The following is a 14,491-nucleotide window of genomic DNA, read 5'->3' on the forward strand; positions in this document are numbered from 1 at the left end:
GCCCGCAACTCGAGCGACAGCGCCCGCAACTCGAGCGACAGCGCCCGCAACTCGAGCGACAGCGCCCGCAACTCGAGCGACAGGGCCCGCAACTCGAGCGACAGCGCCCGTAACTCGAGCGACAGCACCCGTAACTCGAGCGACACCGCACGGTTCCGGGAGTCCTATTGTAGGATAGTGGAGCAGTGGTGCCCGCTGACTGGCTACTTAACTTCTGAAAAACCTTGCTCAAGGTCCTGAAGCAGATCGTCTGCATGCTCTATTCCTACAGAGAGCCGCAATAGTTCATTGGTCAATCCGTACGAGTTACGAACGTCTTCAGGGATTTCAGCATGGGTTTGTGTTGCCGGATAGGTAATCAGGCTTTCGACACCCCCAAGGCTTTCAGCAAACGTAAACAATTTTAATGCTTGCAAAAAGGGCACCACACGGTTTTCATCTGTAAGTAAAAAGCTCACCATACCGCCTCTGCCCGGATACAGAACTTTTTTGACGAGTGGCTGTGCTTCCAGATAGTCAATTACCCGTTTAGCATTCATTTCGTGCTGGCACATCCTTAAAGGCAATGTTTTCATCCCACGCATGACGAGCCAGCAGTCAACAGGAGATAACGTTGCCCCTGTTGAATTGTGTACATAAGCGAACGTTTCACATAATTCTTTACCCTTGGCCACAACGACACCGGCCAAGACGTCATTATGCCCGGCAAGATACTTAGTGGCACTATGGATGACAATATCGGCCCCATCATCAATTGGTTTCTGAATGAATGGTGTATATACCGTGTTGTCGACGATAAAAAGCAGACCGTTGGCTTTTGAAATGCCGGAAATGACCGTTATATCAATGTTTGTCATGAGCGGGTTCGTCGGTGTTTCGATAAAAATCGCTTTGGTGTTCGATTTAATTTGCTTTTGCAATTCCTGTTCATCCGTACCGCTCCAATATGTAAATTCAATCCCGTGTTTATGTTCAAGAAATTCAAAATAACGATAAGACCCGCCATAGACATCACGGCATGTGATAATATGATCGCCGCTTACAAATAGTGAAAAAGCCAGTTGAACCGCACTCATTCCTGAGCTTGTCGCAAAGGCCTGGTCACCGTTTTCAATATCGGCCATTGCGTCTTCAAAAACATCACGTGTCGGATTGCCGCTCCGTGTGTAGTCATAACCATGACCGTGCCCGACTTTGCTGTGTCTGTACGAAGTAGATAAATAAATTGGCGTGCTGACCGCGTTTAGCGATTCTTCTTTCCGGTTGCCGATTTGGGTGAAAAGCGTTTCATTCTGATGGTGCTGACAGGACATGTTATCTCTCCTCAAATGTTAGTTTTATAGTAATAAAAAAACCTCTTCGGATAAGAAGAGGGTGAGTGAATTCCTGCTTCTTATCTTAAAGCATAACGCTTTCTGGAATTGGCACAGTACTATGCAGTCTGTTGCCGAGGCTTCACAGGGCCAGTCCCTCCACCTCTCTGGATAAGAAAAATAAATTATGAATTTTAGTGATTATTTCTAATTTACAAGGGAAAAGAGTGGTTGTCAACAATGAGTTTCACTTTATCCCCGCATGTAACTGGCAGTAACCTTCCAAAAAACGGAAGGTACTGCCAGTAAATGTCCGATTCTGTTCGGGCCTGCACTAGGCAGGTCACAAAGGCGTTGCAACAGGACGTTGCGAACTTAGCCTTTGCTCCCCTACATTTAGCGGAGAGAAACGTTCCGCTAAATGAAGTTTCACTTTATCCCGCATGTAACTGGCAGTAACCTTCCAAAAAACAGAAGGTACTGCCAGTAAATGTCCGATTCTGTTCAACTAACATTTAGCGGAGAGAAACGTTCCGCTAAATGAAGTTTCACTTTATTTACTTTTAGCCTGCTTTAGCTTACAATGCCATCAAGAGGTGATTGGATGGGCGTTGTGACGGTAGATTTTGATGGGACACTCTATCAGGGTAATTCATTTAAAGTAATGTTTCAGGCAGCAAATAAATCGTTCGGTATAAAGCAGTGGGCTGTTGTCAGCAGCGGTATAGTAAAAGCAGCTGATGCCGGACTAATTAAAGGTAAGAATGCGTTCCGAATGCATTTTTTTAAAGCGTTTGCTAAATCGTTTAAAGGTATGACTAATAACGAACTAGAAGATTTCTTTAAAAGACTGGTAGCGATGGGAAAAGAGGATGCCCATCACGGTTTGATACATAAAATTCGCGGCCACCAGCGGCAAGGTGACCACATCATTGTATTATCAGGTGCGCTTGAACCATTTTTAAAAGCATTTACGAGAGAAGTAGACCTTGATGTACATATTATCAGCACCCAATTAAAAATTGACGAAAATGGAATATGCACAGGAAATATTGGTGCGATTGTAAATGGGGACGAGAAAGTGAACCATGTCCGGGAATGGATCAACTATCAAAAGCAACTAGGCAATTTGACGCCATCCGAAGCAGAGGAAACGTGGGCGTATGCTGACAGTGTAAGTGATGTGCCATTGTTTCGATTTGTCAAATACCCATTTGTTGTGAACCCGGATGACTCAATGAAGAAAGTTGCCGGAAAACAGGGCTGGCCGCTGTTTGGGTGAAGGGCCGCCAAACTGCATCCCGTTTCTTTATTGAAAACACTGACGTAAGAATACCAATACAAACAAAACGGGTACACTATTTTAACCAAATAAAAAAGGTGATTCAGCTATGAACGTCAGAATCGAATTAACTTACATGACACCTAAAGGGACTAAAACCGCTTTTAGCTCTGAAGAAATGCCGGCAGCCAAAGCGCTTCTGCTTGCTGAAGATTTGGAAAAAACCGGCCGTGCAAGAGAAATAACGTTTGTAGATAATTATGAGAATCAGTGGAAAACGAAAGATTTGAAAAAACAGATCGAAGCGATTCAAACCGAACCACACGAGGTGAAGATTTATTTTGACGGGGGTTTTGATCTGCCGACAAAAAAATCCGGTTTAGGCTGTGTTATCTATTACGAACAAAACGGAAAATCGTGGCGTCAGCGCAAAAATGCCCTGGTTGAGGAGCTGGAAACAAATAATGAAGCCGAATATGCGGCACTACATCTTGCTGTAAAGGAAATGGAATTGCTCGGTATCCACCATGGGCCTGTAACGATTGCGGGAGATTCGAAGGTAGTCATCAATCAGCTGAAAGGCGAATGGCCGTGTTATGAAGCGGAATTGAACCAATGGGCCGACCGGATTGAGGAAGATTTTAGCCGTTTAGGTATCGATCCAACATATGAGGCAATTTCACGTAAATATAATCAGGAAGCGGATCGTCTAGCTTCACAAGCTTTGAAGGGGATAGAAATATCGAGTGTACTGGAGCTTTAGTATGTCGTTAAAGCAATGTTTGGTATATTTTCGCAAAGGTCAACTGAGGAAAACGTGTGGTTTACCTCCGCCCATACTTTCGTTTTGTGGCAAGCTTAACAAATTGACAGATTTCCACTCCGGCTATATAATAATTTGCGTGAACAGGATAAAAGTATATCCGTTCTTAAAAACGGAAGAGGTTCTTAGCTTTAACCCTCTATAAAAAACTAAGGACAGATGATTGCGATTTTAAAACCATGTGCCTTAGGCCGTGGTTTTTTATTTGCTTATTTTTCGGTCTGTAAAGGAGGTGCTTGCATGAAAAATCGACACGATCCCAATTTACAAAATTTGTCGCAACTGGGCAGCCAGGGAACAGCCTATCAATTTGATTACACACCAGATGTTTTGGAAACGTTTGAAAATCAGCATCCCGAGAGAGACTATTTTGTCAAATTTAATTGCCCTGAATTTACGACATTATGCCCCAAAACCGGACAGCCGGACTTTGGAACGGTTTATATCAGCTATATTCCAGATGAGAAGATGGTCGAAAGTAAATCATTGAAGCTTTATTTGTTCAGTTTTCGGAACCATGGTGACTTTCACGAAGACAGTATGAATATTATCATGAATGACTTAATTGAATTGATGGAACCGCGTTACATTGAAGTGTGGGGGAAATTCACACCACGTGGCGGTATTTCTATTGATCCGTATTGCAATTATGGAAAGCCGGGCACCAAATATGAAAAAATGGCTGATCATCGTCTCATAAACCACGATCTGTATCCTGAGAAAGTTGATAATCGCTAGCAATCGCTGATAAAAGAGGGTAGCTATAGTTCCTTTCCTTTTGAATAATAGGGAGAGGATAGAATGTTTGTTTATTTGAATGCGTTGTTTGTCGGGCTGCTTTTACTATCCAACATTTTGGGTGTGAAGCTGTTCAGTATTGGTGAAATTGTATTACCTGCAGCGGTGATTGTGTATGTCGTGACGTATTTAATCACTGATGTGATTGGGGAAGTTTACGGAAAAGAGGCTGCACGGAAAACGGTTCAGGCTGGCTTTCTGACTCAAGTGATTGCACTGGCTTTTACGTTTATAGCAATTAAATTGCCTGCAGCGCCGGATTTTGGTTTGCAGACGGAATTCAGCGAGGTGTTGGGTGGAAGCTTCCGAGTGATGCTGGCAAGTTTGGTTTCTTATATTGTCAGCCAGAACCTTGATGTAAGTATTTTCCATTGGTTGAAAGCTCGGGATGGGGATTCAAAACTTTGGCTTCGTAATAATTTATCAACGATAGCGAGCCAGCTCGTTGACACGACGATATTTATTACTGTCGCATTCTGGGGAATTGTTCCATTCAGTATTTTACTAGGCATGATTGTGTCACAATACCTCGTTAAACTTATGATAGCACTCATAGATACACCGATTGTGTATATACTCGTCAAATTTGCACGATAGAGCACATACGTTAGCCCCGGAACAACTTCTGTGCCGGGGCTTTTGTGCATGTTTAGCTTGAAGCTTTTAAAGCTGACTCCTTCACATTTTCAACTTTTTCAACCCAATCAAACGGATCTTCCAGCTTACCGTATTGGATGCCGGTTAATGTGTCGTATAACCGTTTAGCAATCGGACCGGTTTTGCCTTGGTTGATTTCTAAGTGTTTTTCACCTCGCACAAGCTCGCCGATTGGTGAGATAACAGCAGCTGTTCCGGCGCCAAATGCCTCTTCAAGTTTGCCATCCTGATGCGCCTTTATCACTTCTTCCATGGAAAGCTTCCGTTCTTCTACCGGCACATTCCAATGTTTCAGCAATTGAATAACCGAATTGCGCGTCACACCTTCAAGAATGCTGCCATTCAAGGCCGGTGTAACAACTTTGCCATCGATTTTGAAAAAGACGTTCATGCTGCCGACTTCCTCAATATATTTCCGTTCCACTCCGTCGAGCCACAAGACCTGAGCAATGCCTTCGTCGGCCATTTCCTGCGCTTTAAGGCTCGCTGCATAATTGCCGCCGGTTTTTGCCTCTCCTGTTCCGCCTTTTACGGTACGGACATAATCATGCTCGACTGCAATTTTAATCGGGTTGATGCCTTCTTTGTAATAGGCACCGACCGGTGACAGAATAATAATAAATTTATAATGAGTTGATGGCGCTACACCAAGAAATGCCTCAGTTGAAATAATAAATGGCCGGATATACAGGGATGTACCTTCTGCTTCAGGTATCCAGTCTTTGTCCAGGGCGACAAGCTGTTTGAGCGCTTTCAGGGCGAATGCCTCATCAATAGGCGGGATGCAAAGCCTGTTGTTGGAATGATTCATCCGGCTGAAATTCCGTTGAGGCCGGAAAAGCTGAGCATCGCCTTCCGATGTGAGGTAAGCTTTCATGCCTTCAAACACCGATTGGCCATAATGAAACACCATTGAAGATGGATCGATACTAAGCGGCTCGTATGGCACAATCCGGGGGTCGTGCCACCCTTTTTCATCTGAGTAGTCCATCAAAAACATATGATCTGTAAATATTCTTCCAAATTCTAACTGATCGGCTTTAGGCTTTTCTTTGCCTGAAGAGCACATTTCAGTTCGAATTTCGTGTTGTTCTTCCTCCATGTCGCCATCCCCTTGTGTAAAAAGTTGTATACCATCATAGGATAAATTTTGCTTAAAAGCAAGCCCAAAATTTGATTTTTTAATTAATATTAAAATGTTTCAACAACTATTCTTTTTCCGAAAAAGCGATTGTGCTACAATCTAAACTTATCTGAATATCTAATCTTAATTATTTAGGAGGGGAACAGGCATGAAAACTTTAACGAAAATTAGTGATTTTGCGGGGAATACATTTGCTGTCTGGGTAATACTGTTTGCTGCGTTAAGTTTAATTTTTCCGGGAGGATTTGCGTGGATTGCGCCCCATGTATCATTGCTTTTGGGAATCATTATGTTTGGCATGGGTCTTACTTTGACGCTTGATGATTTTAAAGGGGTGCTTAAGGCACCGGTCAGCGTGCTTGTTGCCGTAGCGTTGCAATATACGGTCATGCCGCTTATTGCATTTGGTCTCGCCGTGATTTTCCAGCTTCCTGCAGAGATCGCGGCAGGGGTGATCCTGGTTGGCTGTTGTCCGGGAGGGACGGCTTCAAATGTGATGACATTCCTGGCTAAAGGAAACACTGCGCTGTCTGTATCGGTAACAGCAGTTTCGACTGTGCTTGCACCAATTTTAACACCGGCTCTGACATTGCTTTTTGCCAGTCAGTGGCTGCCGGTTTCTGCAGCAAACATGTTCATGTCAATCGTCCAAATCGTCCTGGTACCGATTGTACTGGGTATTGTAGCACGTTTGCTGTTCAGCAAACAGGTCGATAAAAGCATCAAAGCATTACCGCTCGTATCGGTTGTTGGTATTGTGGCGGTCGCGTCTGCAGTTGTGGCAGTTAACCGCGACGATATTCTAACGTCAGGACTTCTGATTTTTTCTGTTGTCATCTTGCATAACGTGCTCGGGCTTGCACTTGGTTATCTTATTGCGCGATTGTTCAAATTTGAGTTTGCCAATCAAAAAGCGGTCTCAATTGAAGTTGGGATGCAAAATTCCGGGCTTGGTTCTGCCCTGGCGCTCGCACATTTTGCGCCAATTGCTGCTGTTCCAAGTGCTTTGTTCAGTGTATGGCACAATATTTCCGGCCCGGTGCTGGCAACTTGGTGGGGTAAGCGAAGTAACGACTCAGTCGATCATGATGAACCCATCAAAACAGGCTAGCTGGGTGATGTGATTCGGATAATCAACACAAAACAAGCGCAATAAATTACAAAAACATTGAATTTTTATAAAATGAGGCATATAATTATTCGAAAAAGGAAGGTGGAGTGCCGGATGGAAAAAGATTTACGCATAAAAAGCCATGTCTTCAGCGATGACACAATGCGCGCACCAAACCGTGCCATGCTGCGTGCCGTCGGTCTAAAAGACGAACATTTTGAAAAGCCGATGGTCGGTATCGCAAGTACTTGGAGTGAGGTCACGCCATGTAATATACATATCGATGATTTGGCCCTCAGCGCCAAACAAGGTGCACGAGAAGCTGGTGCAACACCGCTTATTTTCAATACCATCACCGTCTCGGACGGGATTTCGATGGGGACTCAAGGCATGCGCTACTCGCTGCCAAGCCGTGACTTAATCGCTGATTCGATTGAAACAGTCGTCGGCGCGGAAAGTCTTGATGCTTTTGTAGCTATTGGCGCGTGTGATAAAAACATCCCCGGTTGTATGATTGCCATTGCAAATGCTGATGTGCCGGCTGTTTTTGTTTATGGCGGTACCATTGCTCCGGGTAAACATAACGGTAAGGATATCGATCTTGTTTCAGTGTTTGAAGGTGTCGGCAAGCATAATAATGGCGATATCGATGATGAGGAGCTTAAAAACATTGAATGCAAAGCGTGTCCGGGTGCCGGTGCATGCGGCGGTATGTATACGGCTAACACGATGGCATCAGCAGTCGAGGCGATGGGGATGAGCCTGCCAGGCAGTTCGTCAAACCCTGCTGAATCAGAGGAAAAAGCTGCTGACTGCGCTGACGCGGGTGAGGCAGTGTACAAGCTTCTGGAAAAAGGGATTTATCCTAAAGACATTATGACGAAAGAAGCTTTCGAAAACGCCATGACAGTCGTTATGGCACTCGGCGGTTCGACAAACGCCATTCTGCACTTGCTCGGCATGGCGCATGCTGTCGGTGTTGATCTTAAGATTGAGGACTTTAACCGTATTCAGCAAAAAGTGCCGCATTTGGCTGATTTGAAACCAAGCGGGCAGTATGTTATGCAGGACTTGCATCATGCCGGTGGTGTTCAGGCCGTTATGAAACTTCTTTATGAAGCAGGTTACCTGCATGGCGATTGTCTCACCGTGACCGGAAAAACGGTTGCGGAAAATCTTGAAGAAGCGCCTTCGCTTAAAGAGGATCAAAAAATCATCGCACCGTTTGATAATCCAAAACGGGCGGATGGTCCGCTAATTGTGTTGAAAGGTAACCTGGCGCCAAGAGGAGCGGTTGCCAAAGTATCGGGTGTGAAAGTGAAGCGTCACACCGGACCGGCGCGTGTTTTTAATACGGAGCAGGAAGCAACCGATGCCGTAAGACGAAATGAAATTAAAGAAGGCGATGTACTTGTCATCCGCTATGTAGGGCCAAAAGGCGGTCCTGGAATGCCTGAAATGCTGTCGGTCTCAAGTCTGCTTGTTGGAAAAGGTATGGGCGAGAAGGTCGCGTTGCTGACGGATGGACGTTTTTCCGGCGGTACACACGGACTTGTCGTCGGACATATTGCGCCTGAAGCACAGGACGGTGGACCGATTGCATTCTTACAGGAAGGTGATCAGGTCACCATCGATTCAGAACAAAAAGAAATAACATTTGATGTTTCTGACGCAGAAATTGAAAAACGCAAACAACAGTGGAGTGCACCGCCACTTTACAAAAAAGGCGTGCTTGGAAAATATGCACATAATGTATCGTGTTCTTCAAAAGGTGCTGTCACTGATTTTTTGGATGCTGAGGATTAAAGAATGGATTGACTACCCTGGGCTTACTAAGAAGCCCAGGGGTTTTTTTGGTTTATCTATTTGTAACAAAATTGAAACATTTCAGTTAGTTTTGCTCTATGCCGTCATTGTAAGCGCTAGCACGAATGGAGTATTATAAAAACCTTCAAAAAAATTTTCAAAAAGCTGTTGACCAAATGCGAAAATCGGTATATGATTATCGGCAATATCAATTATTCATTTTTCGAATTTGCCTAACAAATTATACAAAAAATAAAACACGATGACGGGAAAAAAGGAACATGTCCCATGCATTTACAGAGAGCCGGGGTTGCTGGAAGCCCGGAAATGCATATTGTTCCGACATCTTCTCTGAGTGCCTTGCTGAACGGTGTTTCTCATTAGGCTTGGCCAGGTGCATGCTCATGTACCTGTTATCAAATCAGCTGACTTACCTCAGCTGGCAAGATAGTATTTGCGAAGATACTATGAACCTGGGTGGTACCGTGGAAAGAAGACTCTTTTCTCCCCAATGATTCTGTAAACAGACAGTTTTGTGTGGGAAGAAAAGGGTCTTTTTTCAATTCAAAACTTTAGCGAACCACTACAGAAAAGTGTGGCGCTGCAAGTAATAATATTAAAGGAGGCGAGCAGCAGTGAGTGTTAAGGCTGAGCAGGAAGTTCAACAAACAGAAAAAAAGGTGACGGGTGCCGATATACTCATTCAGGCGTTGACAGCTGCCGGCGTCGATACGGTGTTCGGCTACCCGGGCGGTGCGGTTTTGCCAATCTATGATGCGCTTTACCGGAATGATGCACCTTTTAAGCATGTGCTGTCCCGCCATGAGCAGGGATCGGTACACGCAGCAGAGGGATATGCACGCGTCACCGGAAAACCTGGTGTTGTTCTGGCAACGTCAGGACCCGGAGCAACCAATCTGATTACAGGCATAACGGATGCCATGATGGATTCATTGCCTTTGGTCGTATTCACCGGTCAGGTTGCCAGTAATGTCATCGGGACAGATGCCTTCCAGGAATCGGATGTTATGGGGATAACAACCCCGGTGACCAAATATAATTACCAAGTCCGGGATTTGGAACAATTGCCGAAAATCGTTAACGAGGCATTTCATATCGCATCGACAGGCAGACCGGGTCCGGTCGTTGTGGATATACCGAAAGACATTTCATCAAGCGTATCGGCCCAAAAGGCTGAAGTGAGCAGCAGTAACTGTTACCTGCCTGGCTACCAGCCGAACAAAAAGCCCAATCCGCTGCAAATCGTAAAATTGGCTGATGCGGTAAGCCGGGCGAAAAAGCCGCTTATATTGGCAGGTGCAGGCGTCATTTTCGCTGAAGCAGCTGAGGAACTCAAAACGTTTGCTGAAGCACATAAACTCCCGGTCGTCAATACACTGCTCGGTCTTGGAGGCTTTCCCGGCACGCACGAATTATCACTGGGAATGGGCGGCATGCACGGAAACTATGCAGCCAACACCGGAATTTACGATTGCGATTTGCTGATTAATTTTGGCGCCCGATTTGATGACCGGCTCACCGGAAACCTGAAGCACTTTGCTCCCAATGCGAAAGTTGCTCATGTCGACATTGACCCGGCGGAAATCGGCAAAAATGTCGAAACTGAAATACCGGTTGTCGCTGATGCTAAAAAGGCATTGGCCGCATTAAACGATACAGACATTACGGCAAATGATCATGATGAATGGCTTGATGAGCTGCGGGAAAATCAGACAGCGTATCCATATTGGTATGACCGTTCCGATCGCTATATTTCGCCGCAGTGGCTTACCGAACAAGTTTACACGGCATCAGACGGAAAAGCGATTGTGACAACAGATGTTGGCCAACACCAAATGTGGGCCGCTCAATACTACCCGTTTGATCAACCAAATAAGTGGGTAACATCAGGCGGCCTGGGCACGATGGGATTCGGGTTCCCGGCTGCAGTAGGCGCCCAGCTCGGTAAACCGGATGAACTGGTTGTGGCAGTTGTGGGAGATGGCGGTTTTCAAATGACGGCACAGGAGCTGTCGGTCATTAAAGAAAGACAGCTGCCGGTAAAAGTCGTGATTGTCAATAATCAATCACTCGGCATGGTTCGCCAGTGGCAGGAAAGCTTTTATGAAGAACGCTACTCCGAATCGATCTTTCCGGAGAACCCGGATTTTGTCAAATTAGCTGAATGTTATGGCATCCGCGGTATGAAAGCAGAGAATGAAGCAGAAGTCAAAGACGTTCTGGCTGAAGCATTTGCCTATGACGGCCCGGTTGTCATTGATTGCCATGTAGAACAAAAAGAGTGTGTGTACCCTATGATCGCGCCAGGAAAAGGGCTGCACGAAATGATCGGGGTGAGCCGATGAAACGGATAATTACAGCGGATGTACAAAATCAAAGCGGTGTCCTTAATCGCATCACAGGCATGCTTCATAAACGGCAGTTCAATATCGACAGCATTACAGTCGGTAAATCAGAACGGCCCGGCATCTCAAAAATGACATTTGTTGTCGAAATCAGTGACGATCAGAAGCTGGAACAATTAACAAAACAGCTCAACAAACAAATTGATGTTCTGAAAGTTAAAGATATAACCGATAAAGCCATTGTTGCACGGGAGCTCGCTTTGATAAAAGTTGGCGGGAATGCCCAGCAGCAAGCGGAAATCCAAGGGGTTATCAATCCATTCCGCGCTTCGGTTATTGACGTCAGTAAAGACAGTCTGACTATCCAAGTAACAGGCAAAACAGATAAAATCGAAGCATTAATCGCGCTTCTCAGACCATACGGCATAAAGGAATTGGCCAGAACGGGCATGACCGCATTTCTGAGAGGTAATCAGCCGCAGGAAGTCACAGAAATTAATTCGCATTTAGTATAAAATCAGATCAATTTTATCAATTACAGGGAGGACGATGATCATGTCAAAAGTATTATACGAAAAAGATATCCAAAAAGAGGTTCTGCAATCTAAAAAAATCACGGTGGTTGGCTATGGCTCACAAGGTCACGCGCACGCTCTCAACTTAAGAGAAAGCGGTTATGACGTCGTAGTTGGTCTGAGACCGGGCAAATCCCAGCAAAAAGCAGAAGACGACGGGTTTGAAGTACTGCCGGTAGCAGAAGCTGTTGAGCAGTCAGAAGTGGTAATGGTTCTACTTCCGGATGAACACCAGACAAAAGTTTATGAGGAGAGCATTAAACCAAATCTAGAAGCAGGCAACGCGATTGCATTTGCCCATGGGTTCAACGTTCATTTTTCACAAATTGTGCCGCCGAGTGATGTTGATGTTTTCATGGTAGCCCCAAAAGGACCGGGTCACCTGGTTCGCCGGACTTATGAAGATGGCGGCGGTGTTCCATCATTATACGCAGTCTATCAGGATGTAACCGGCAAAGCGAAAGAAGTAGCACTCGCTTATGCACAGGGCATCGGATCAGCCAGAGCCGGTATCTTGGAAACGAGCTTCCAGGAGGAAACGGAAACCGATTTGTTTGGTGAGCAGGCTGTCCTTTGCGGTGGACTTACCAGCTTGGTCAAAGCCGGATTTGAAACGCTGACAGACGCAGGGTACCAGCCTGAAGTTGCTTACTTTGAATGTCTGCATGAAGTAAAGCTGATCGTTGATTTGATGTATGAAGGCGGTCTGGAAAATGTGCGCTATTCCATTTCTGATACAGCGCAGTGGGGAGACTTTGTTTCCGGTAAACGTGTCATCAACGATGAAACAAAAGCACGCATGAAAGAAATCCTGGAAGACGTTCAAACAGGTGAATTTGCCAGAGGCTGGATTCTTGAAAACCAGGCTAACCGCCCGCAATTTAATGCGATTAATGCACGGGAGAACGATCATCAGATTGAGCATGTTGGAAGGGAGCTCCGTGAATTAATGCCTTTTGTTAAGAACCCATTGCAAAAAGAACAAAAAGAAAAACAAAAGGGTGTGACGGCAAATGCCACAAATTAAAATTTTTGATACAACGTTGCGGGATGGTGAACAGTCACCCGGTGTGAACCTGAATAAACCGGAAAAACTGGAAATCGCCAGGCAGCTAGAACGAATGGGAGTAGACAGGATGGAAGCGGGTTTTCCTGCTTCCTCCAAAGGTGATTTTGAAGCGGTGAAAGAAATCGCCAAAATGATAAAGAACACATCTGTTACAGGATTGGCTCGAACGGTTAAATCAGATATCGACACGGCGTGGGAAGCCCTTAAATACGCTGAAGAGCCACGGTTGCATCTGTTTGTTGCCACATCGCCGATTCATATGACATACAAACTGAAGCAATCGCCTGATGAGGTATTGGAAAATGCCGTCAGCATGGTTCGCTATGCAAGCGAAAAATTTTCGCAAGTCGAATTCTCAGCCGAAGATGCGTCCCGGTCAGACCTCACCTTTTTGGCGCAAATTATTGAAAAGGTGATCGATGCCGGTGCAACGGTTATCAACCTGCCGGACACTGTCGGCTATACAACCCCGGCAGAGTACGGCGCCATGTTCCGCTATATCAGGGAAAATGTTCCGAATATTGATAAAGTGGAACTGTCATGCCATTGCCACAACGATCTTGGCTTGGCTGTTGCCAATTCAATCGCCGCCGTTGAAAATGGCGTCACACAGGTGGAAGGAACGATTAACGGCATAGGCGAGCGGGCAGGCAATGCTTCGCTTGAAGAAGTGGCAGTTGCTTTGAGAGTACGTGCTGATTATTATCCGTATTCTACCGGATTGAATCTCGAGGAAACGAAACGCACAAGCGACTTGATTGCCAAGCTGACAGGGATGTACGTTCAGGCCAACAAAGCTGTGGTCGGGCGCAACGCTTTCCAGCATGAAGCCGGTATTCACCAGGATGGCATGTTGAAAAACAAAGAAACGTACGAAATTATGACGCCGGAAATGGTTGGCGTCAAAGCCGACACATTATTTCTTGGTAAACATTCAGGCCGTCATGCATTTAAGGATCGCGTTAAGGAACTTGGCGTGAACCTGTCAGAAGCGAAAGTGACAGAAGCATTCAAAATGTTTAAGCAATTGACCGACCGCAAAAAAGAAGTAACCGATGATGATCTGTTTACGATTTTGATGGAAATCCAAACCGATACGTCAGCAGTCAATAAATATCAGCTGGAAATGTTCCAGGTGCAATACGGGACATCCAATATACCGACAGCAACCGTTTCGCTGACTGCACCGGACGGCAACACCATTCAAACAGCTCAAACCGGGCAGGGGAGTGTCGAAGCCTTATACAAAACGCTCGATGCCTTGATTTCAGAGGAACTGGAATTGACCGATTACCAGTTGAACTCAGTCGGACGCGGAAAAGATGCCCTCGCTGAATCACACGTCCAGCTGAAAGTGAATGGCGAAATGATGAATGGCCGGGGTACTGCGCAGGACGTTCTGCAAGCTTCTGTCAACGCATTTTTAAATGCTGTCAACCGGTATATTATCCATCAATATTCGTCGAAAGAAGAGCCGGTTGTTAACAAATAAAATTGAATAAATTGCTTAAACGCAAACTCGATGGACTGATAGAGAAAAGACTCAT

At 45.4% G+C, this 14,491-nt stretch carries 12 protein-coding genes and 2 riboswitches; of the genes, 10 read left to right on the forward strand and 2 right to left on the reverse strand.

The window, feature by feature from the left end:
• Positions 1-203: 203 nt before the first annotated feature.
• Positions 204-1,313 (reverse strand): PLP-dependent transferase, encoded by a 1,110-nt coding sequence (locus BMZ22_RS12990; protein WP_090086299.1) that lies wholly within the window; start codon positions 1,311-1,313, stop codon positions 204-206.
• Positions 1,314-1,390: 77 nt separating this feature from the next.
• A riboswitch (SAM riboswitch) is annotated at positions 1,391-1,491 on the reverse strand.
• 426 nt (positions 1,492-1,917) lie between these two features.
• On the opposite strand from BMZ22_RS12990, the gene BMZ22_RS12995 reads away from it, so the two are divergent.
• The 4 genes from BMZ22_RS12995 to BMZ22_RS13010 all read left to right on the forward strand — a co-directional run bounded on the left by BMZ22_RS12995 (position 1,918) and on the right by BMZ22_RS13010 (position 4,813).
• Positions 1,918-2,595: an HAD family hydrolase gene (locus BMZ22_RS12995; protein ID WP_177183445.1), complete on the forward strand. Its 678-nt coding sequence runs from the start codon at positions 1,918-1,920 to the stop codon at positions 2,593-2,595.
• 109 nt (positions 2,596-2,704) lie between these two features.
• Positions 2,705-3,358, forward strand: coding sequence for a reverse transcriptase-like protein (locus BMZ22_RS13000; protein ID WP_090086301.1), 654 nt, complete (start codon positions 2,705-2,707; stop codon positions 3,356-3,358).
• Positions 3,359-3,530: 172 nt separating this feature from the next.
• Positions 3,531-3,577: riboswitch (PreQ1 riboswitch) on the forward strand.
• A gap of 81 nt (positions 3,578-3,658) precedes the next feature.
• Entirely contained in the window at positions 3,659-4,156 is a 498-nt protein-coding gene (gene queF, locus BMZ22_RS13005; RefSeq protein ID WP_090086303.1) for a preQ(1) synthase, read from the forward strand.
• Positions 4,157-4,219: 63 nt separating this feature from the next.
• Complete coding sequence (locus tag BMZ22_RS13010; RefSeq protein ID WP_090086305.1) at positions 4,220-4,813, forward strand: queuosine precursor transporter; 594 nt, start codon at positions 4,220-4,222, stop codon at positions 4,811-4,813.
• Positions 4,814-4,865: 52 nt separating this feature from the next.
• Here BMZ22_RS13010 and BMZ22_RS13015 read toward each other — a convergent pair whose 3' ends face one another.
• Positions 4,866-5,975 (reverse strand): branched-chain amino acid aminotransferase, encoded by a 1,110-nt coding sequence (locus tag BMZ22_RS13015; protein ID WP_090086308.1) that lies wholly within the window; start codon positions 5,973-5,975, stop codon positions 4,866-4,868.
• Between the two features lie 190 nt (positions 5,976-6,165).
• On the opposite strand from BMZ22_RS13015, the gene BMZ22_RS13020 reads away from it, so the two are divergent.
• The 6 genes from BMZ22_RS13020 (at position 6,166) to BMZ22_RS13045 (ending at position 14,436) form a co-directional block, all read left to right on the forward strand.
• On the forward strand, positions 6,166-7,128 hold the full coding sequence (locus tag BMZ22_RS13020) for a bile acid:sodium symporter family protein (RefSeq protein ID WP_090086310.1): 963 nt from the start codon (positions 6,166-6,168) through the stop codon (positions 7,126-7,128).
• Between the two features lie 114 nt (positions 7,129-7,242).
• Positions 7,243-8,934, forward strand: a complete 1,692-nt coding sequence (gene ilvD, locus BMZ22_RS13025; protein ID WP_090086312.1) for a dihydroxy-acid dehydratase — start codon at positions 7,243-7,245, stop codon at positions 8,932-8,934.
• 635 nt (positions 8,935-9,569) lie between these two features.
• A complete protein-coding gene (gene ilvB / locus BMZ22_RS13030; protein ID WP_090086314.1) occupies positions 9,570-11,300 on the forward strand; it encodes a biosynthetic-type acetolactate synthase large subunit in 1,731 nt (576 codons plus the stop codon).
• Positions 11,297-11,815 carry an acetolactate synthase small subunit gene (ilvN, locus tag BMZ22_RS13035; RefSeq protein ID WP_090086316.1) on the forward strand — a complete coding sequence of 173 codons (519 nt, stop codon included), beginning with the start codon at positions 11,297-11,299 and terminating at the stop codon, positions 11,813-11,815. The genes ilvB and ilvN overlap by 4 nt, the downstream gene beginning before the upstream one ends.
• A gap of 40 nt (positions 11,816-11,855) precedes the next feature.
• Entirely contained in the window at positions 11,856-12,902 is a 1,047-nt protein-coding gene (gene ilvC, locus BMZ22_RS13040; RefSeq protein WP_090086318.1) for a ketol-acid reductoisomerase, read from the forward strand.
• On the forward strand, positions 12,889-14,436 hold the full coding sequence (locus BMZ22_RS13045; RefSeq protein WP_090086321.1) for a 2-isopropylmalate synthase: 1,548 nt from the start codon (positions 12,889-12,891) through the stop codon (positions 14,434-14,436). The genes ilvC and BMZ22_RS13045 overlap by 14 nt, the downstream gene beginning before the upstream one ends.
• Positions 14,437-14,491: the final 55 nt, after the last annotated feature.

It is taken from the genome of Lentibacillus persicus, assembly GCF_900112705.1.
Classification (GTDB): domain Bacteria; phylum Bacillota; class Bacilli; order Bacillales; family Amphibacillaceae; genus Lentibacillus; species Lentibacillus persicus.